The organism is Novosphingobium percolationis, from assembly GCF_020179425.1.
GTDB lineage: Bacteria > Pseudomonadota > Alphaproteobacteria > Sphingomonadales > Sphingomonadaceae > Novosphingobium > Novosphingobium percolationis.
Genome location: NZ_JAILYM010000006.1, coordinates 295,089 through 313,561, shown reverse-complemented (window position 1 = coordinate 313,561; position 18,473 = coordinate 295,089). Strand labels below are relative to the sequence as shown.

At 63.8% G+C, this 18,473-nt stretch carries 19 protein-coding genes; 3 read left to right on the top strand and 16 right to left on the bottom strand.

What is annotated here, in order from left to right; genetic code table 11:
* The 11 genes from K3A84_RS16500 to K3A84_RS16450 form a co-directional block, all read right to left on the bottom strand.
* The coding region (locus tag K3A84_RS16500; protein WP_225010185.1) for an FAD-dependent oxidoreductase at window positions 1-126 on the bottom strand (126 nt) is incomplete at its 3' end.
* Window positions 126-1,331 carry a 3-oxoadipyl-CoA thiolase gene (pcaF, locus tag K3A84_RS16495; protein ID WP_225010447.1) on the bottom strand — a complete coding sequence of 402 codons (1,206 nt, stop codon included), beginning with the start codon at window positions 1,329-1,331 and terminating at the stop codon, window positions 126-128. The genes pcaF and K3A84_RS16500, both read right to left, overlap by 1 nt.
* Window positions 1,332-1,340: 9 nt before the next feature.
* Window positions 1,341-2,120: a 3-oxoadipate enol-lactonase gene (gene pcaD, locus K3A84_RS16490; RefSeq protein ID WP_225010446.1), complete on the bottom strand. Its 780-nt coding sequence runs from the start codon at window positions 2,118-2,120 to the stop codon at window positions 1,341-1,343.
* Window positions 2,120-2,770: a 3-oxoacid CoA-transferase subunit B gene (locus K3A84_RS16485; RefSeq protein ID WP_225010445.1), complete on the bottom strand. Its 651-nt coding sequence runs from the start codon at window positions 2,768-2,770 to the stop codon at window positions 2,120-2,122. The genes pcaD and K3A84_RS16485 overlap by 1 nt, the downstream gene beginning before the upstream one ends.
* Window positions 2,770-3,495 carry a CoA transferase subunit A gene (locus K3A84_RS16480; protein WP_225010444.1) on the bottom strand — a complete coding sequence of 242 codons (726 nt, stop codon included), beginning with the start codon at window positions 3,493-3,495 and terminating at the stop codon, window positions 2,770-2,772. The genes K3A84_RS16485 and K3A84_RS16480 overlap by 1 nt, the downstream gene beginning before the upstream one ends.
* A 10-nt stretch (window positions 3,496-3,505) precedes the next feature.
* Window positions 3,506-4,291: a 1,6-dihydroxycyclohexa-2,4-diene-1-carboxylate dehydrogenase gene (locus K3A84_RS16475; protein WP_225010443.1), complete on the bottom strand. Its 786-nt coding sequence runs from the start codon at window positions 4,289-4,291 to the stop codon at window positions 3,506-3,508.
* Window positions 4,288-4,776: a benzoate 1,2-dioxygenase small subunit gene (benB, locus tag K3A84_RS16470; RefSeq protein WP_225010442.1), complete on the bottom strand. Its 489-nt coding sequence runs from the start codon at window positions 4,774-4,776 to the stop codon at window positions 4,288-4,290. Before benB ends, K3A84_RS16475 begins: the two co-directional genes overlap by 4 nt.
* Window positions 4,773-6,149 carry a Rieske 2Fe-2S domain-containing protein gene (locus K3A84_RS16465; protein ID WP_225010457.1) on the bottom strand — a complete coding sequence of 459 codons (1,377 nt, stop codon included), beginning with the start codon at window positions 6,147-6,149 and terminating at the stop codon, window positions 4,773-4,775. Before K3A84_RS16465 ends, benB begins: the two co-directional genes overlap by 4 nt.
* Window positions 6,150-6,177: 28 nt before the next feature.
* A complete protein-coding gene (locus tag K3A84_RS16460; RefSeq protein WP_225010441.1) occupies window positions 6,178-7,071 on the bottom strand; it encodes a dioxygenase family protein in 894 nt (297 codons plus the stop codon).
* Window positions 7,072-7,103: 32 nt separating this feature from the next.
* A complete protein-coding gene (gene catC / locus K3A84_RS16455) occupies window positions 7,104-7,394 on the bottom strand; it encodes a muconolactone Delta-isomerase (protein WP_225010440.1) in 291 nt (96 codons plus the stop codon).
* A gap of 11 nt (window positions 7,395-7,405) precedes the next feature.
* Entirely contained in the window at window positions 7,406-8,554 is a 1,149-nt protein-coding gene (locus K3A84_RS16450; protein WP_225010439.1) for a muconate/chloromuconate family cycloisomerase, read from the bottom strand.
* 106 nt (window positions 8,555-8,660) lie between these two features.
* Here K3A84_RS16450 and K3A84_RS16445 point away from each other — a divergent pair, with 106 nt between their 5' ends.
* The gene (locus tag K3A84_RS16445) at window positions 8,661-9,605 is read left to right on the top strand and encodes a LysR family transcriptional regulator (RefSeq protein ID WP_225010438.1); all 945 of its coding nucleotides are present in this window, start codon (window positions 8,661-8,663) and stop codon (window positions 9,603-9,605) included.
* Window positions 9,606-9,640: 35 nt separating this feature from the next.
* Here K3A84_RS16445 and K3A84_RS16440 read toward each other — a convergent pair whose 3' ends face one another.
* Window positions 9,641-11,215, bottom strand: coding sequence for a flavin-containing monooxygenase (locus tag K3A84_RS16440; RefSeq protein ID WP_225010437.1), 1,575 nt, complete (start codon window positions 11,213-11,215; stop codon window positions 9,641-9,643).
* A gap of 287 nt (window positions 11,216-11,502) precedes the next feature.
* On the opposite strand from K3A84_RS16440, the gene K3A84_RS16435 reads away from it, so the two are divergent.
* Entirely contained in the window at window positions 11,503-12,300 is a 798-nt protein-coding gene (locus K3A84_RS16435) for an SDR family oxidoreductase (RefSeq protein WP_225010436.1), read from the top strand.
* A gap of 143 nt (window positions 12,301-12,443) precedes the next feature.
* Complete coding sequence (locus K3A84_RS16430; RefSeq protein ID WP_225010435.1) at window positions 12,444-13,463, top strand: AraC family transcriptional regulator; 1,020 nt, start codon at window positions 12,444-12,446, stop codon at window positions 13,461-13,463.
* Window positions 13,464-13,521: 58 nt separating this feature from the next.
* On the opposite strand, the gene K3A84_RS16425 is transcribed toward K3A84_RS16430, so the two are convergent.
* From K3A84_RS16425 to K3A84_RS16410, 4 genes are all read right to left on the bottom strand, one after another.
* Entirely contained in the window at window positions 13,522-13,890 is a 369-nt protein-coding gene (locus K3A84_RS16425) for a hypothetical protein (protein ID WP_225010434.1), read from the bottom strand.
* Entirely contained in the window at window positions 13,887-15,152 is a 1,266-nt protein-coding gene (locus K3A84_RS16420; protein WP_225010433.1) for an aromatic ring-hydroxylating oxygenase subunit alpha, read from the bottom strand. Before K3A84_RS16420 ends, K3A84_RS16425 begins: the two co-directional genes overlap by 4 nt.
* Before the next feature lie 69 nt (window positions 15,153-15,221).
* Window positions 15,222-15,659, bottom strand: a complete 438-nt coding sequence (locus K3A84_RS16415) for a nuclear transport factor 2 family protein (protein WP_263626352.1) — start codon at window positions 15,657-15,659, stop codon at window positions 15,222-15,224.
* Window positions 15,660-15,762: 103 nt separating this feature from the next.
* The gene (locus K3A84_RS16410; protein ID WP_225010431.1) at window positions 15,763-18,177 is read right to left on the bottom strand and encodes a TonB-dependent receptor; all 2,415 of its coding nucleotides are present in this window, start codon (window positions 18,175-18,177) and stop codon (window positions 15,763-15,765) included.
* Window positions 18,178-18,473 lie beyond the last annotated feature (296 nt).

The following is an 18,473-nucleotide window of genomic DNA, read 5'->3' as shown; positions in this document are numbered from 1 at the left end:
GTACGGCAGTTCCGGCTCGCGCCCCAGCACGAGGATCGAGCCCTCGAAACCGTTCTGCCGCAGCGCGATGGCCGCCTGCGCGCCACCGTGACCCGCTCCGACAATGACTACGTCCGCCTTTTCCATCATGCCCGCTCCAGCAGCAGCGCCAGCCCCTGCCCCACGCCGATGCACATGAAGCAAAGCGCGTAACGGCCGCCCGTGCGGTGCAGTTCTTCGACCGCGGTCATGGCGATCCGTGCCCCGGACATGCCGAGCGGATGCCCCAACGCGATGGCGCCGCCGTTCCGGTTGACCCTTTCGTCTGCAAGCGGATCGATACCCAGATCACGCAAGGTGGCGATGGCCTGGCTGGCGAAAGCCTCGTTCAGTTCTATCACGTCGAGATTGTCGACACTCAGCCCCGCGCGGGCCAGCACCTTGCGCGCGGCCTCGACCGGCCCCACCCCCATAATGCGCGGCGCGATACCTGCGGCAGCCATGCCCACGATGCGGGCGCGGGGCACAAGTCCGTGGGTGCTGGCGGCCGTGTTCGATGCCACGAGCATCGCCGCGGCGCCATCGTTGAGCCCGGAGGCATTGCCCGCAGTCACGGTGCCCCGTTCACGAACCACCGGCTTCAGCCGCGCCAGCGCTTCGAGGCTGGTCGCACGTGGATGCTCGTCCTGCGCGAAGACGACCGGCTCTCCCTTGCGCTGCGGCACTGCGACCGGGACGATCTCGCTGACGAACCGGCCGGCCGCGATCGCGGCGGCCGCTTTCTGCTGGCTGGCAAACGCGAAGCGGTCCTGATCCTCACGAGTGACGCCCCAGGCTTCGGCCACGTTCTCCCCGGTCTGGGGCATGGTATCGACCCCGTAGGTCGCTTTCATCGCCGGATTGACAAACCGCCAGCCAAGGGTCGTATCCTCGATCTTCTGTGCGCGATCGAAGGCGGCCGCAGCCTTGCCCATGACGTAAGGCGCGCGGGTCATGCTTTCGATGCCACCCGCCACCATAAGGTCGGCATCGCCAGCCCGGATCGCCCGCGCCGCGGTCCCCACCGCGTCCAGACCAGAGCCGCAAAGCCGGTTGAGCGTGCCCCCCGGAACCGTTTCCGGCAATCCGGCGAGCAACGCAGCCATCCGCGCCACGTTTCGGTTGTCCTCGCCCGCCTGGTTAGCGCATCCGAGCACGACATCATCCATGCGTGCCCAATCCACGCCCGGATTGCGCGCCATCAGCGCTCGTAGCGGGGTGGCGGCAAGGTCGTCGGCCCGGATCGCGGCAAGCGCGCCGTTGAGCTTGCCGATGGGGGTCCGGATCGCATCGCAGATGAAAGCATCGGTCATGCAGAAATCTCAACCGGCAAGGAAGGACGAGAGCGCCGCGGCGAGCGCCTGTGGCGCTTCGAGCGTGGCAAGATGAGCCGCCGACAGAGCGGCATGGCGCGCACCGGGAATGCGACCGACGAGATGTTCGCCATGGCCGGTCCACGGGGTCGACGTGTCTTGATCGCCGGTCACGACCAGCACCGGACACGTGATGCCGGAAATCCGGTCCGCAAGGTCCATGCCGCGTATGGCCGCAGCGCAGCCGGCGTATCCGGCGGCTTCCATGGTCAGGAGTTGGCGACGGATCGTGGCGGCAAGGGCCGGGTTTGCCGCGATGAAGCCCGGCGACAGGAAGCGCCCCATCGCCAGATCGGCAATTGCGGCCATGCCCTGCCCCCGCACCATCTCCACGCGCGCCTGCCACGCCGCGCTGTCCATCGTTGCCGAAGTGCAGATCAATGCAGCCGCTTCCACCCGCGCGGGTTGCGACAAGGCCATCTGCATGGCGATCATACCGCCAAGCGACACGCCTGCCACTGCTGCCTGGGCGATACCCGCCGCGTCCATCGCGGCAAACACGTCATCCGCCAGATCGGCCAGGGTGTAATCCCCCAGCGGCGCGTCCGATGCGCCGTGGCCACGCGTATCGATCCGCAGCAAGGCGCGGCGCGCGCGAAGCGCCGGCAGCAACGGATCCCACAGGTCCATGTCGGTGCCGATGGAATTGAGCAGCACCAGCGCTGGCGCGCCGTCCTCCCCTTCAAGCTTCCAGTGGATCCGGCCACTGCCGGTGCGCGCGAAGGCCATCAGACCACCCCCTCGGCAAGTGCGAGCGGGGCGCCGGTCCTGGTGATCACTTCCGCCACGCTCACGCCGGGGGCGCATTCGAGCAGGGTGAGGCCGCCCGCCTTGCGATCCACCGCGATGACGGCGAGATCGGAAACGACGAGATCGACCACGCCCCTTCCCGTCAGCGGCAGGGTGCAGGTTTCGAGGATCTTGGGGCTGCCGTCCTTGGCGCAGTGATCCATCACCACGACGATACGCTTCACGCCAGCGACAAGGTCCATCGCGCCGCCCATGCCCTTCACCATCTTGCCGGGAATGGTCCAATTGGCGAGATCACCATTGGCGGCGACTTCCATGGCGCCGAGCACGGCCATGTCGATATGGCCCCCCCGGATCATGGCGAAGCTATCGGCCGAGGAAAAGAAACTCGACGTCGGCAACGCGGTGACGGTCTGCTTGCCCGCGTTGATCAGGTCGGGGTCGGCTTCGCCCTCGTAGGGAAACGGGCCGATGCCCAGCATCCCGTTCTCGGACTGAAGTGTGACCTTGATGCCCGCAGGCACGTGGTTGGCCACCAGCGTCGGAATGCCGATGCCAAGGTTGACGTAGTAACCGTCGCGCAGTTCCAATGCGGCTCTTGCCGCCATCTCATCACGGGTCCAGGCCATCAGCTGCCCTCCTTGGCCAAAGTTTGCTTGGGACGCGTGGTGAGCTTCTCGATCCGCTTTTCGTTGATCGTCGAAAGCACAATGCGGTCCACGTAGATCCCGGGCGTGTGGATGCAGTCGGGATCGAACGTCCCGGCAGGGACGATTTCCTCCACCTCGACCACGGTGACGCGGCCTGCCGTGGCCATGTTGGGGTTGAAGTTGCGCGCGGTCTTGCGGAACATGAGGTTGCCCTCGGGGTCTGCACGCCATGCCTTGATGATCGACAGATCGGCGCGCAGCCAAGTCTCGCGCACGTATTCCTCACCCTCGAACGTTTCGACGGGCTTGCCTTCGGCGACGACGGTGCCGACACCGGTCTTGGTGTAGAAGGCGGGAATGCCCGCGCCGCCGGCCCGGATGCGCTCGGCCAGCGTGCCCTGAGGATTGAGCTCCAGCTCCAGTTCGCCGGACAGGTACTGGCTTTCGAACAGCTTGTTCTCGCCGACGTAGGAAGAGATCATTTTCCGTACCTGACGGCTTTCCAACAGCATCCACAGGCCGAAGCCATCGGCACCGGCGTTGTTGGAAATGACGGTCAGGTCTTTCACACCGGCCGCCCGCACCACCGGGATCAGGCTTTCGGGGTTGCCCGAAAGGCCGAAACCGCCGGACATGATCGTCATGCCATCGAACAACAGGCCTTCGAGCGCGGAATTGGGGTCGGAATATATCTTGCTGGTCATGCCACTTGCCTCATCCCAGGTCGCCACCAGCCACCGGAACGATGTTGCCGGTGACATAGCTGGCTTCGTCAGATGCCAGGAACAGGATCGGAGCGACCTGTTCATCGATGGTGCCATATCGGTGCATCAGACTTGAGGAGATCGTCTGGTCGACGATGGTCTGGTACCAGACCTGATCCTGCGCCGATGCTTCGCCAGGGTTGCGCGGCACACGGCGCGGTGGCGCCTCGGTGCCGCCCGGCGCCGTCGCCACCACGCGAATGCCCTGGTCGGCATATTCGAACGCCAGCGCGCGGGTCAGCGCATTCACGCCGCCCTTGGCTGCGGCATAGGGCACGCGGTTGAGGCCGCCTGTTGCTACCGACGATACATTGACGATCACGCCGCCCCGGTTCGCCAGCATATGCGGCAGGACCGCATTGCAGCACCACAACGTGGGGAACAGCGACCGGCGCACTTCGGCCTCGATCTCGTGCGGGGCATAGTGGGCATAGGGCTTGGCCCATATGGTGCCGCCCACGTTGTTCACCAGGCAATCTATCCGTCCGAACGCCTCCACCGCCACCTGCATGGCCGCAACGGCGCCTTCGTGCGTTTCGAGATCGCAGCGCACGGCCACGGCGCGCGCGCCGCCAGCGGTGATCGCCCCGGCCACGTCATCAACGAAGTCGGCCCGATCAGCCAGCACGACGCACGCCCCTTCGGCGGCAGCACGGGTCGCGACGCCCGCGCCGATCCCTTGGGCGGCACCGGTGACGACCATCACCTTGCCCTCAAAGCGGCCCGCGAAGATCATACGTGGTACACGTCGATGACCTGATGAATGTAGTCGTCCTTGAGGACGATCTTCTTCTTCAGGATCAGCGGAGCGGCACCAGAAACGTCGAGCGTGTAGAACGACGTGCCGAAGAACTGACTGGTCTTGCGGTTGCGATGGCACAACGTGTGCCAGTTGAACCGCAGATCGATCTGGTCTTCACGCGTTGCCAGCACTTCGACGTTGTTCACGGCATGGCCGGTGCGCGGCTTCGGCGTGGAGGCACTCGAACGCTCGGTGCGGATGCGATAGACACGGTCTTCCAGACCCTGCCGGTCGGGGTAGTAGATCAGCGAGATCTGGCTTTGCGGATCCTCGACAAGCTCATCATCGTCGGTCCACGCGGGCATCCAGTATTCCGCCTGGGCGTGATAGCAGGCCAGCCATTCATCCCACTGCTGGTCGTCGAGCAGGCGCGCTTCACGGTAAAGGAACGAGCAGATCGTGTGATAGTCGGCGCTCATTCCGCAGCCTCCTTCGTCATGCCGTCTTCCCGATCGAGCGCAGCCAGCATCGTCTGGGCCCAATATTCGTGCTGGCGCACGAACAGGCCCTCGTCCTCGCTGCGCTCGCTGCTGAGCACGGGATTCATGCCCATCAGGCGGGCATTGTCGTCCGGCCCCGCAATCCAGCGGGTGGCGCCGCGGCTGAGGTCGTTCCACAAGTCACCCGCGCCTTCATAGGCCGACTGACAGGTACGAAATTCCTCCAGATCATCGGGCGTGCCCATGCCCGACACGTTGAAGAAGTCTTCGTACTGGCGAATGCGCGTGGCACGCAGCTCGGCGCTTTCACCCTTTGCTGCGAAGCAATAGATGGTCACTTCGGTCTGGCTGACGCTGAGCGGCCGGACGACGCGGATCTGCGTGGAAAACTGGTCCATCAGGAACACGTTGGGATAGAGCGCGAGGTTGCGGCTCTGGCCTACGATCACGCCCGCGCGATCCTTGCCGAAGCGTTCCTCCAGCGCATCCTTCTGCGCCCAGACCGGCCGCACATCGGGGTTCAGCACCTCGGTCCACAGCATGATATGGCCGTTATCGAAGCCGTAGACGCCCGCCCGGCTCTTGGACCAGCCGTTCGCATCAACCGCCTTGGTGAAGCCCTTGGCCTCCGCCGCCTTGCCGGCCTCGCGAGCACGGTTGCCCATGGTCGCCGCATAATTGTAATGGACCGAACTGACGTGATAGCCGTCGCACCCGTTCTCCATCTGCAACTTCCAGTTGCCGCCGAAGGTGTAGGTGGAATTGCCGGTCAGCACTTCGATGCCGTCCGGCGCCTGATCGACGATCTGATCGATGATCACCCGCGTCTCGCCGAGATATTCCTCCAGCGGCACGACGTCGGGATTGAGGCTGCCAAAGAGAAAACCGCGATAGCTTTCGAACCGCGCCAGTCGGGTCAGATCGTGCGATCCGTCGGTGTCGAAGCTTTCCGGATAGGCACCTCCGCCTGCATCCTTGGCCTTGAGCAACTTGCCGTTGTTGGTGAAGCTCCAGCCATGGAAGGGGCACACCAGCACGCGCTGGTTGCCGCGCTTGCGGCGGCACAGCATGGCACCGCGGTGCGAGCAGGCATTGACGAAGGCGTTGAGTTCGCCGTCCCTGGTCCTGGTGATGACCACAGGCACCCGCCCCGCCCAGGTCGAGAACCAGTCATTCACCGCGGGGATCTGGCTGTCATGCGCCAGATAGACCCAATTGCCTTCGAAGATGTGCTTCATCTCGATCTCGAACAGGTCGGGATCGGTAAACACGTCGCGGCGGCAGCGGAACTGGCCAGTCTCCGGATCGTCGACCACAGCAGTCGCGATCCTGTTCCTGAGCGAAGCGGACATGAGGTTCATCCTCTCCTTGCGCGCTGCGTCACGCGGCGGCGCGGCGGCGGGTGGAAAATTGTTCGTCTTCGGCATCCGTCGCGCGCTGAAGCACGAAGTCGAAGGCAATGGTGGCGACATCGCCGTCCCGCACAGGCACCGGCAGCAACCCATCGCGGGTGCCGAACGCGAAATCGTCCCTGGCGAACGGATCGTCACCGAAGTTGATCTGCGTGGTGAGCTGGCGATATCCCGGCGCTTCGACGAAGAAGTGGACGTGCGCGGGGCGATTGCCGTGGCGGCCAAGCGCCTGCATCAGCACGTCGGTCGCGCCGCCCGGCGGCACACTGTAGCCGCGCGGCATCTTCGAATGGAAGGCATAGCGACCATCGGCAGCCAGTTTGATGCGGCGGCGGTTGTTGAACGGCGTCTGCTCGGCGGTCGGATCGAAGTGCGAGTACCAGCCCTGCGAATTGGCGTGCCAGACGTGCAGGATCACGTCCTTCACGGGTTCGCCGTCCGGGCCGGTGATCGTGCCGTGCATGCGCAAAGTGGTGGTATCATCGGGGTCGGATGTGAGATTGACATCGTCCCCTTCGACCAGCGGGGCCCCTGCGACATACAGCGGTCCTTCGATGGTGCGCGGCGTACCGCCGGTGCGACCGACCTCGGCATCCTTGGCATCGAGGAACAGGTCCATGAAATGTTCAAGCCCGATGCCCGGCATGATCAGGCCTATTTCGCCAGCGCCGTCCTGAAGATATTTCACCGCGCCCCACAACTCGCTCTCGGTCACGTCGTTGCGCACGATCACGCCCGCGAGTGCCTCAAGCAAATCGCGCATGACGGCCTTGATGCGCGCATCACCGGCGGCGGAATCGATCCCGGCAGCCTTGTCGAACAAGGCCTGAACTTCGGCGTTCTTGATGAAACTCTCGTCCATGAATTCTCTCCCGATAAAATCTGATGATCCGCTTAGCGGTCGTCATCGTGCAGCGAGGAAGGATGGCGGCAGAGCGCGGTCACGCGCATGTCCATGAAAGGATAGAGCGGCAGGCCGATCAGCAGATCGTGGAGTTGCGCGTTGCTTTCCACATCGAAGATGCTGACGTTGGCGTACTGCCCCACCACGCGCCAGATGTGGCGCCAGGTGCCGGCAGCCTGGAGTTCCTGGAAGCGGGCCTTTTCCGCCGCCTTGAGGCGCGCAGCTTCGTCCGCATCGAAATCGAGCGGAATATTGACGTCCATTTCCACCATGAACAGCATGGCAAATCCTTTCAGGCTGATGCGTGAACCAGGGGCGCGGTGCGATCGCGACGGAAGAAGGCGACCTTGTCCTCGTCGAGCGCGATGCCGAGACCAGGTCCGGTCGGCACTGCGAGTTCGAAATCGGCATACCCAAGCGGCTCGCGCAGGATTTCCTCGGTCAGCAGCAGCGGGCCGAACAGTTCCGTCCCCCATGCCAATTCGGGGAACGTGGCAAAGAGATGGGCCGAAGCGATCGTCCCAACGCCGCCTTCCAGCATGGTGCCGCCATATAGTCCCACGCCCGCAGCAGCGGCGATGGCAGCGACCTCGCCACCTGCAAGTAGCCCGCCCGACTGCGCGATCTTCACTGCGAAGACCCGTGCGGCCGCCGCCGAGGCCAGGCGGAAGGCCGAACGAGGTCCATTCAAGGCTTCATCCGCCATCAGGGGGATGGAGTGGCGGGCGGAAAGACGCGCCATGGCATCGGTGGCATCGCGCGCGATGGGCTGCTCCACCAGATCAACGCCGACATCCTGAAGCATCGCCATGCCGAGATCGGCCTGGGGCTCCGACCAGTTCTGGTTGACGTCGACACGCACGCTGGCCCTGCCTGCGAAAGCCTTGCAGATCGCGCCGACATGGGCGACGTCGTTTGCCACGGCGCGCTTGCCGATCTTGATCTTGAAGATGCGATGGCGGCGTTGCGCCAACACGGCCTCGCCCTCTTCGATATCGCGCGCCGTATCGCCGCTCGCCAGCGTCCACGCCACCGGCAGGGTCGAGCGCACACGCCCGCCGCCCAGCAATTCGGACACCGGCACACCCAGTCGCTTGCCCGCCATGTCGAGCAGCGCTGTTTCGATCGCACACTTCGCAAAATGATTGCCGCGCACCGACTTGCCGATCGCGGCCATGGTCGCACCGATGCTGGACACATCGCAGGCCCGCAGAACGGGCGCAATGTAGGTATCGATGGCCAGCTTGATGCTCTCGGGGCTTTCCTCGCCATAGGAGAGACCACCGATCGTGGTGCCTTCTCCAATACCTTCGACGCCATCGGTGTCGATCAGGCGCACGATGACCATCGCCTGGCTGTGCATCGTCGCCATGGCCAGCACGTGCGGGCGAATGGTGGGAACATCGACGATGAAAGTTTCGATCTGGGCGATCGCGGCCATGCGCCGACTCTCCTGAAATTCCGTTGTTGCGAAATTTGGGTAAGCCTTCGCGAACGCCTGTTCCAAGACTATTGCGGTAATACCTCGATACCTGGTAGGTATGGCCATGGATCTTCGCCAGCTCCGCTACTTCCTCGCCGTCGCCGACGAGCGCAACTTCACGCGTGCCGCCACCCATCTGCATATCGCGCAGCCGCCGCTGAGCCGCGCCATCCAGCAGCTTGAAGATGAGATGGGCGCACCGCTTCTCGACCGCACCGCGCGCCCGTTGCGCCTTACCCCGCTTGGCCAACTGGTGCGCGAACAGGCCCTGCAGATCCTTGGCCGCATGGACGACTTGAAAACGATGGTGAAGGCTGCGGTTGTCGCCGAACGCCGCCGCTTCACGATCGGCTTCGTCGCATCGACGATCTATGCACGCCTGCCGGAATTGATCAGGGCGTTCCGCAAGGAAGCCCCCAACGTCGATCTGGTCATGGTGGAAAGCACCACGCTCGACCAGATCGCCGCCTTGAAGGAGGGCCGCATCGACGTGGGCTTCGGACGCATCCGGTTCGATGACGACGCAGTGCGGCGCGTGGTGCTGCGCAATGAGAAGCTGATCGCAGCCTTTCCTGCCGATCATCCCCTGGCACGCGACGAGGGTCCGGTATCCATTCGGGAATTGGCCGGAGAACCGCTGATCATCTACCCGCGCTCGCCGCGCCCGAGCTATGCCGATCAAGTCATTTCGCTGTTCCGCGACAACGCGGTCGAACCCAGGATCGTCCACGAGGCGCGCGAGCTGCAGATCGCCATCGGGCTGGTCGCGGCCGAGGAAGGCATTGCCATCGTGCCGGAATCCGTGCGCCGCGCCCGAAGCCATGATGTCGCCTTCCGCGAACTGGTCGAGCCGGCGACATCCCCCATCATCATGAGTCACCGCGTTGGCGACCATTCGCCCGAACTGGCCATCATGGCGCAAGTGGTCGTCCGCAAGTATTCCGAATGGGGTTACGCCGTCCCGAACGCCTTGATCCACCCGGTTGCCGGTGCAGCGCCGGCGGGTTGATCGAGCCAGGAAGCGATCTTCGGCCAACCTTCCCCCTACCCGGTCGTCAGCGATGCAGTTCCTTGGACGCGATCCGTCAGCTTCGCAGCGTGGGCCTTTGCCAGGAAACGCGGCCAGACCTGCGCGAAATCACTGGCCTTGACCGTGCGCAGCCATTGGACGGTGCGGGTGCTCCACGGCAGTTCCAGATCCAGATCCTCCAGAAGCTCGTCGATGTGGTGGATCGAAAAGGGCACGATGTTGGTGCCCTTGCAGTGCTTGCCGCCGGTTCGGGCATTCATCCAGGCAAGGCGCGCATCAATCTCGGCATTCATCGACGCAGCATCGGGCGCGACAAGCGCTCCGGTCAGGTATGCCGCGAGCCAGACGGCCCCGATTTCGGCATTGAGCTGGCAGAAAAACGATGAATTGTAGCCGTTGAAAAGCAGGCGGGGGACACCGACCGGAATCATGGAGCGATACAGCCGGAAATTCCCGAGCTCATCTGTAACGTGATCGCGCACGTCGGGCGGGAGAAAGTCGACGCGCTGGTGCCAGCCCGTGCCGCAGACCACGATGTCTGCAGGAACGATCCGCCCGTTCGACAGCCGGGCCTCTCCCGGTCCAAGCCGCAGGATCTCGACGTTGCTCTCGAAACCGAGGGTGCCCTCGCCGATCTTCCGGTAGAATCCGTCGCTGACGAGGCTGACCGTGCTGCGAGCGATCGTCTCGAGCGGCACCCCCGGATCCAGGGCAAGGTCCTTCAGGCGCAACTGCCGACCGATGATACCCTGCACGGTGCCCAGCATTGCGTTGCGCAGAAACCTGCCGGGGCCATGCAGGAAGGCCTCGAAACCACGCAGTTCGCGCCAAGGGAAAAGCCCTTCGCCCAGACGATTGAGAAACAGGTGCTTGAAATTCAGCACGTTCCCGATTTTCTTGGGGATCTTCCAGATAAGGTGGCGCACCACCATCGTCGTTGCCGCGCTGATGGGGGCAACGGCGTTCGCAACGTCGCAGGACGATTTTCCATAGCCCACGACAAGGACGTGCCGGCCGCGCGCCTGTTCGGGATCGGTGAACTGACTGGTGTGAAGCACTCTTCCCCCGTGCGCCGCGAACTCATCAGCACCCGGGTATGCAGGGACCGACGGGATGGAGAAGATGCCGTTGCAGGCAATCAGCCAGTCGCAGCGCAATCGCTCCCTGCCGGAGGCCCCTTCAATTTCGAGTTCCCAGCCCTGGTTCCGGGCAAGCGGTGTTGCGTTCAGAACTTGATGCGAGAAGCGGATATGGGGCGTGACGCCGAAATGATCGGCATAGCTCTGCAGATAGGCCTGCATCTGCGCGCCGGTTGGCCATTCCGGATAATCGGCGGGCATTGGCCAGTCCGAGAAGCAGTACGTTTCGCGCGGGTTCTGCGTCGTAAGGCCCGGATAGCGACGCGACTTTGCCCAGACGCCGCCGAGGTCCGGCTCCTTCTCCACGATCATGACGTCATAGCCCAATGCCATCAGGGTCTTGGCGGTGCAAAGCCCCGCAATACCGGCGCCAATAACCGCGATCTTCCCTGCCACCATGCTGTCGTGTCCATCCTCTGCCATGGCGGCAATTAGGAACGGGCACTTCATCAAGCCTATGCCTTGAGTGCGGACATTATACCGCCACGGCATGTTTTGCGCAGGACCGGATGCAGCACGCAGCCGACCTCCGGCTCAATCATGCGCTGCCTGCATGTCGCCTGCACTTCCTGCATAGGCGGCTGGCACGGTTGCTGACCTGATGGGGCGACGGGTTCAGGACAGCTCCACCAAGGGGTTCCGGCCCCCTGGGGAGAACGAAAATGAGCGCACCGGCAATGATCACGCGTCGTATGATCACGAGATGCACGCAAGCACACGCGGCGAAGGCCTGATCGATGGCGACCTATCCCGAACTCCTGAACCGCACCGCGCTGCTCGCGGGCGGAGCAACCCTTATCGGTGCGGAAATTGCGCGAGCCTTTGCGGCGCAGGGCTGCAACGTCGTGATCGCCGATATCAACGCCGAAGGTGGCGCCCGGGCAGCGGCGTCCTGCGGCGAGCGCGGCCTGTTCGTTGACACCGACGTCACCAGCGACGCGGCGATCGACGCATGTCTCGCAGCAGCGCGTGAACGCTTCGCAGGCATCGATTTCCTGGTGAACATCACCACGTCCTATCTCGACGATGGCCTCGCCACGGACCGCGCAACCTGGCTGCGCAGTCTTGACATCGGGCTGGTCGGAGGCGCGATCCTGGCGCAGAAGCTGCGCGCGGACCTTGCTTCCCGACGCGGCGCGATCGTGAACTTTTCCAGCACGAGCGCGCACCGTGCGCAGGCGGGCCGGTTTGTCTATCCGGCCATCAAGGGCGCCATCGCCCAGTTGACGCGCAGCCAGGCGCTCGAATTCGCGCCTCTGGGCGTTCGGGTCAATGCCATCGCGCCGGGATGGACCTGGTCCAATGTCACCAGCGCGATGAGCGGCGGGGACCGCGCGCGCGCCGACGAGGTGGGCGGAAAATTTCACATGCCGGGCAGGATCGCCGATGCAGAGGAACTCGCAAGCGCGGTCCTGTTCCTGTGTTCGGATGGCGCCCGGTTCGTGACAGGGGCAGAGCTGCCGGTGGATGGCGGGTATCTGGCAATGGGGCCCGAACAGGCCGGCAATGCCATCGCGTCGCTGCTCGAAACCTGAGCGCCAGCACACAAGCGCAGAAGGTCGCCCGCTGGCGCACCCTTGATGAGGCAATGGCCGCAACCGCGCGCCGGAACCTTGACTCCACGCCAAGGCAGGCGATGATCCGGTGGGGCGAGAAACATATAAAATTCGGGGGCAGAATGAGCGACATTCCGCACGAGAGCATTCCGGGGGCCAAGGGGGCGGGGCCTGCCTTGGCGCACTTGTCCGGTGCAGCCGCTTTCGCCTCGCGCGACCTGTTCGAAGTCCGCAACCACATCGCCAACACGTACTGCCCGCATGATCTGCAGATCGCGGGGCGCGAGGGCGGGCTCGATACCTGGCACCGTTATCGCAGGCTCAAGAAGATGGGCATTGGCGAGATGACTTATGGCGCCGAAGTCTCGATCAGCGGAATCGAGGACAGGGAAATGACGCTGCTGATGCAGCCGCTCGCCGGGGCCGCCGAAATCGGGACGTCTTCCCAAGTGGTCGAATCCACCGCCGTGCGCGCTTCGGTCGTCCATTCCGGCCATCTGCGGCGCATGCGCTGGTCGCGCGACTGCGTGCAGCGGGTCATCGAGATCCCCACGGCCGTCATCGAGCATCAGGCGATGATCATGATCGGTCGCCCGCTCAGCCAGCGCCTTCGCTTTGCCGAAAGCATGCCCCTCGATGGCAGCCTCGCGCATTGCTGGCACTACGCCTCCCTGCTCGCGATGGAACTCGCCGTTCCGGGGCAAAGCGATGGCTCCACGGTTATTGACAACCTCGAGAGCCTGTTCATCTTCAAGCTGCTGGAAAGCCACCCCAGCAACTATTCCGACCAGTTGCGCCCGCAAGCCTGCAAGATCGCGCCGCAGCATGTCCGGCGGGTGGAACAATACCTGATGGCGCACGCCGACCAGCCCATCACGCTGGAACAGCTGGTCGAAGTCAGCGGTGTCAGCGCACGGGCCCTGTTCGATGGCTTTCGACGATTCCGGGGAACCTCGCCGATGGCGTTCCTGCGGGCCATACGGCTCCAGCGGGCGCACGAGGATCTCAAGAACGAAGGCCCCGGCGCTTCGGTGACCGAAATCGCGTGCCGCTGGGAGTTCTATCAGTTCGGTCGCTTTGCCGCCCAGTACAGGAAGATGTTCGGAGAGTTGCCGTCCGAGACGCTGCGCCGCGTCCACTGAGCGCTTTGCGCAATGCCGGGACAGAGGGTTCTCCCCTGCCCCGGCCATTGCCGTGGCCTCAACGCAATATGCGCGCGTTCGAAGGCAGGTCGCCATGGCCCGGGCGGAACCGGTGCGCGGCGAAGCTGAAAGGCACGTCGGCGCTTCCGCCATAGAGTTCGTGATGGGGTGCGGCCTCGGCAAATGCGGCGGCAAGGTTGAACAGGTTCTCCTCTGCCGCACTCATCCCCTCCAGCGGGCAGGCTTCGAGGGCGCCAAGGATATCGGGGAGCCGGGGCAGCACGGCCTCGTAAAGCGCCTTGAAATCCTCGGCACTTGCTTTCCAGCGGATGTCACTGCGCAGGTTCTCGGTTTGGCGCGCCCAGTGCGCGAGCAGTGGGACGAGATCCTCGAAGCCGGCTGGAAGGGTATCGGTCTGCACGCTCATTGTTCCTCTCCCTTGGTCAGGTAACGGTCCAGTGTGCTCGCGGCGTGACGGATCATGAATTCCTGGTCCATCAGGTGCATGGCGTCGATGGCGCCCGAGCGGATCCCGACGAAGGTGTCCTCCATCGTGCCGGTGTCTTCGAGCCAGGCATTTCTGTGCAGGGCATTGACGTGAATCTGCGCGACCCGCTCCGCCGCGTTTCGGGCCGGACGGAAATAGTTGATGCCTTCCCACAGCGTCCGTCCGTGATCGAGCGGCCAGAACTGGTGCGTAAAATAGGCCATGCCGGGATAGCCGCAGCCCGCCGCAAGATGGATCAGGAAGTTCGGGAAGATGTTGGGCAATTCGAACTGGAAATCGCTGCGTCCCCGCGGATTGATCCCCGGCGGCACGAGTTCCGGTCGCGGCCCATGCTCGGCATCGGCGTGGAGCACGGAGGCGAACTGGGCGGTCGATGCTGCCGCCTCCATGCCGCCACCGTAGATGGTCGAGGAGGCATGGGGGCCGACGAGCTTGAAGTCGGCGTGCTCGATCCCGGTAAAGCCGGGCAACGAGCCGGCGTGGATCGTGGGCACGTGGTAGCCTTCGGAGAAGGCATAGAGCGCGACCTTCCAGTTGCAGTCGAGCACGGTGGAGTACCGGAATGCGGTGGTCGCCTCGCTGTAGGGGAAGCCGCCGAAAAGCTTGCCGAAATCACCGAGATATTCCGCGAGGGTCTGCTCCGGCCGATCCGCGAAATTGACGAAGATGAACCCCTCCCAGATGTCGCAGGCGACCTCCTTGAGTCCGAGGCAGGCCTTGTCGAGCGATCCGAAGCCGCCTTCGAGCGGAACTGCGCGCAGCGGGCCATCGGTGTTGAATACCCAGCCGTGGAAGCGGCAGGAGAGCACGTTGGCGCGCGCCTTTCCAAACGTCTCGAAGTCCTGGGTCGGCACCACCTTGTTGCCGCGGTGCGTACAGACATTGTGGAAGGCGCGAACCTTGCCGTCCTTGCCGCGCACGATCAGCAGCGAGGTGTCGACGACGGGCATCTCCTTGACCTTGTAGTCCCCCTTTTCGGGGATCTCCCATTCGGTCGCGACCTTGAGCCAGGTCTTGCGGAACACCTTTTCGCGCTCCAGTTCATAGACAGCGGGATCGCGAATGGTATCGATGGAGACGGCCCCCACGCCAAGCTCTGACCTGATGTCCTCGATCGATCGTCCAAGGTGGGTGAAGGCTTCGGCGCCCGGACGCAGGGCCGCACCGGCTAAATCGTTCATGGTCAGTCTCCCAGATCATGGAATTGGGCCAACAAAGGCATGGCCGTCGGCGTTCAGGACAGGCGCAGGTCAGGCCTGCGCAAGTTCGGCTGGCTTGTCCTTCCAGCCCTCCGGGTAATGCGAAATTAGGTCCGCCTGCAGTTCGAGACGGGAAAATCGCCAACGCCCGCCATCAAGGCGGACCTGAGCAAGATAGCGGCCGCCGATCCAGTAAGCGCGTCCGCTGGCAGACGTTGCCACTTCCCAGAGATAGAAATCGACGTCGCCGCGATGACCGTCATCGGAAAGCGCGACCTTCGGGGAAACGAGAAAATGCAGCGTCCAGCAAAAGCCGCTGTCCGCATTCCCCGCAACGCCCTCGGCAATCGCCGCGCTGCCATCGAACGTGTCGTAACGGTCGATCACGAAACGGGCATCTGAAGTAAACAGCGGTAGCAACGCTTCGGCAGAAGGCCCCGCATCAAAGGCGCGGCCGAGATCCGCAATCAGGTCATCGATGGCCCGCAAGGCCTCAAGCCCGCGCAGGCGCTTTTCGAAGCTATTATCGTCCATGCCGCTCTCCTGCCCGGCTGGAGGGCGGCGGCCCGAAGACTGCCACCCTCATTCGACCTCAGAACGCGACCTTGGCGCTGAGATACCATTCGCGCGGGCGACCGAAGACGCCCTCGGTGATGCCCCCGAAGGAGTCCGCATAGCCCGAGCTGAGATAGAGTTCCTTGGTAAGGTTCTTCACGCCCAGGGTGACGCTCCACTTCTCGGTGGGATCGTTGTAGGCCACCGACGCGTTGACCAGGTGATAGCCATCCTGGACGAGCAGCGGGGTGTTGACCGCATCGTTGTAGACGCGCGAACGATAGGACCAGTCCACGCGCGGCTGGAAACTGCCCAGATCGCCAGCCTCGATCTTGTACGAAACCGCAGCGCTGATCGTCCACTTCGGCGCATTCTGCAGCTTCGTGTTGGTCGTCACGCCCGCGTTGAGCGCCCGGATGTCGACCTTGCGATACTTGGCATCAAGGTAACCGAGGCCACCTTCGATCCGCAGGCCATCGATCGGACGCGCCTGGAGTTCGAGTTCGAAGCCTCGGATGCGCGCTTCGGCGGCATTCTGGATGATCGGCGCAAAGCCCAGCTTCGGATCGTTGACCGTGATCTGGAGGTTCTTGTAATTGTTCCAGAACACCGCCCCGTTGAGGCGCAGGCGCCGGTCGAGCAGGTCGCTCTTGAAGCCGAATTCGTAGGTCTCGCTCGTTTCCGGGCGGAACGAGGGGATGAAGGCAAACGGCGGGAAGACGCGCTGGGTGAAGCCGCCGCCCTTGAAGCCCTTCGAATAGGACAGGTAGGTGAGAAGCTCGGGGCTGAACCGATAGGAAAGGCTCGCCATCGGCGTCCATGCCCGGTCCTTGATCGTCGAGGTGTTCCCCAGCGGCCCCATCAACGGATCGCCATCCTTGAGGCCAGATCCGTCCGGATTGAGCGGGGCGCCGGTCAGGAAGCCTGCGGCGACGACATACTGGTTCTGGTTGCTGAAGGTCTTCTCGTCCTGCGTCCAGCGGATACCGCCGGTCAGGTTGAGGTCGGGGACGATTTCGTAGGTCGCCTGACCAAAGAAGGCGAGGCTTTCGCCCTTCAGCGCCGCACCGCTCAGGAAGACGGCATCGACGATGTTGACCAGATCGCGGTGATTGCCGTTCTCCTTCGAATAATAGCCGCCGACAACCCAGTTGAGCTTCTTGTTCATGAGGTCGCCGAGGACCTGGAACTCCTGCGAGAACTGGTCCTGCTTCCAGTCGCTGTTGGTCTGGACGATGGAGGCAGGGCTGTGATCGGAATCGCGCGTCCAGAAGCCGGTCACCTTGCGGTAGGCGGTGATCGACTTGAGCGACACGTTCGGGGCGACCTTCCATTCGGCGGTGCCCGAAACGCCCCAGATGTTGACGTCGGATGCCGACTGGTAGTGCCGGGGATTGAACGTGTTGAAGACGTTCGAGATGGTCGTGAAAGTCCCGCCATGGCGGTAGGGCGCAAGCGCCCACTGGCTGTTGAAGCAGGCCTGATTGGTGAGGCGCGAAGGATCAGCCGTATTGAGGCAGACCGAAGGCGAGCCGGAGTAGGCCGCGTTCCAGTACTGTGCGGCCGGAGCATTTTCATTGATCGCGATCGCGACGTTCGGTGCCGAGTTTTCGCGGGTGCGCGAGCCATCGACGGCAAGGTCGACGGTGAAGTCGCTGCTGGGCTCAAGACGCAGCGCAAAACGGCCGGCGAGATTGTCGGTATCGCCAAGGTCCGGCGCGCCGGCGATCACGCCTTTCACATAGCCGTCGCGCTTGTGAACGAAACCGGCAAAGCTGGAATAGACGCCTTCGGCCAGTGGGATGTCAATATTGCCCTTCACCTGGACGCGGTCGAAGCTGCCGGTGGTCACTTCGACGCTCCCGGCGAGTTCCCGGCCGGGCTTCTTGGTGACGACGCTAACTGCGCCACCGATGGTGTTGCGCCCGAACAGGGTGCCCTGCGGACCGCGCAGCACTTCGATGCGCTCGATGTTGAGCACGTCAAGGACGTTGCCGACCCCGCGCGAGATGTAGACGCCATCGAGGTAGAGGCCGACACCCGGATCAGCCGACAGCTGGTAATCGTTCTGGCCGATGCCGCGAATGAAGATGGCGGCCGTGGCGTTGCTGGCCGAAACCGGCACAGAACTGTTGAACTTCACGTTGGGCGTGAAATCACCGATCTGCGTGACGTTGTCGATGCCGCGCTCCTGCAGGCCCTCGCCGGTCACGGCCGAAATCGCGATCGGCGTGTCCTGAAGCGATTCCGCGCGGCGACGTGCGGTGACGGTGATCTCCTCGACGCCGACATGCGCTGCGGCCTCGGCCTGCTCGGGCGCAACCGCCGTCTGTGCGCTCGCCGTGCCGGCAAGCGCTCCAAAGGAGGCACCAAGCAACAGCGCCGTGCGCAGCATCCGGGCCGCTGCCGCGTGTACCGATGGCATTCCCCCTGAGCCAAATTCATTCTTCATGTAGAACTCCCCGTCATTCATGATTGTTCGGTGAGACGGATCGCGGCGAGCGCTGGCGTGTTGCCGCCTTTGCATCGCCGGACGCGTGGCCCGATTGTGGACATCGTGATGCATTGAGCGGGTGCGCGCAGGCTAGCCTCTGAACGCCGCCTAGGACACGTCAGCGCCATGAAGCGGTCACAAACCGGAAAGGGCGCGCGCCGACCACGCAGGCACGCCCTCCTCCCTGCGGCGATTTGCGCAGGGTGTGCACATTGCCTGCGCTCAGCGAATAGGATCCGGCGACCGAGGGCGAT

Excerpts from the sequence above, each read along its gene's own strand:
- pcaF (WP_225010447.1), bottom strand. The coding sequence starts at position 1,331 with ATGACCGATGCTTTCATCTGCGATGCGATCCGGACCCCCATCGGCAAG.
- pcaD (WP_225010446.1), bottom strand. The coding sequence starts at position 2,120 with ATGGCCTTCGCGCGCACCGGCAGTGGCCGGATCCACTGGAAGCTTGAA.
- K3A84_RS16485 (WP_225010445.1), bottom strand. The coding sequence starts at position 2,770 with ATGGCCTGGACCCGTGATGAGATGGCGGCAAGAGCCGCATTGGAACTG.
- K3A84_RS16480 (WP_225010444.1), bottom strand. The coding sequence starts at position 3,495 with ATGACCAGCAAGATATATTCCGACCCCAATTCCGCGCTCGAAGGCCTG.
- K3A84_RS16475 (WP_225010443.1), bottom strand. The coding sequence starts at position 4,291 with ATGATCTTCGCGGGCCGCTTTGAGGGCAAGGTGATGGTCGTCACCGGT.
- benB (WP_225010442.1), bottom strand. The coding sequence starts at position 4,776 with ATGAGCGCCGACTATCACACGATCTGCTCGTTCCTTTACCGTGAAGCG.
- K3A84_RS16465 (WP_225010457.1), bottom strand. The coding sequence starts at position 6,149 with ATGTCCGCTTCGCTCAGGAACAGGATCGCGACTGCTGTGGTCGACGAT.
- K3A84_RS16460 (WP_225010441.1), bottom strand. The coding sequence starts at position 7,071 with ATGGACGAGAGTTTCATCAAGAACGCCGAAGTTCAGGCCTTGTTCGAC.
- catC (WP_225010440.1), bottom strand. The coding sequence starts at position 7,394 with ATGCTGTTCATGGTGGAAATGGACGTCAATATTCCGCTCGATTTCGAT.
- K3A84_RS16450 (WP_225010439.1), bottom strand. The coding sequence starts at position 8,554 with ATGGCCGCGATCGCCCAGATCGAAACTTTCATCGTCGATGTTCCCACC.
- K3A84_RS16445 (WP_225010438.1), top strand. The coding sequence starts at position 8,661 with ATGGATCTTCGCCAGCTCCGCTACTTCCTCGCCGTCGCCGACGAGCGC.
- K3A84_RS16440 (WP_225010437.1), bottom strand. The coding sequence starts at position 11,215 with ATGAAGTGCCCGTTCCTAATTGCCGCCATGGCAGAGGATGGACACGAC.
- K3A84_RS16435 (WP_225010436.1), top strand. The coding sequence starts at position 11,503 with ATGGCGACCTATCCCGAACTCCTGAACCGCACCGCGCTGCTCGCGGGC.
- K3A84_RS16430 (WP_225010435.1), top strand. The coding sequence starts at position 12,444 with ATGAGCGACATTCCGCACGAGAGCATTCCGGGGGCCAAGGGGGCGGGG.
- K3A84_RS16425 (WP_225010434.1), bottom strand. The coding sequence starts at position 13,890 with ATGAGCGTGCAGACCGATACCCTTCCAGCCGGCTTCGAGGATCTCGTC.
- K3A84_RS16420 (WP_225010433.1), bottom strand. The coding sequence starts at position 15,152 with ATGAACGATTTAGCCGGTGCGGCCCTGCGTCCGGGCGCCGAAGCCTTC.
- K3A84_RS16410 (WP_225010431.1), bottom strand. The coding sequence starts at position 18,177 with ATGAAGAATGAATTTGGCTCAGGGGGAATGCCATCGGTACACGCGGCA.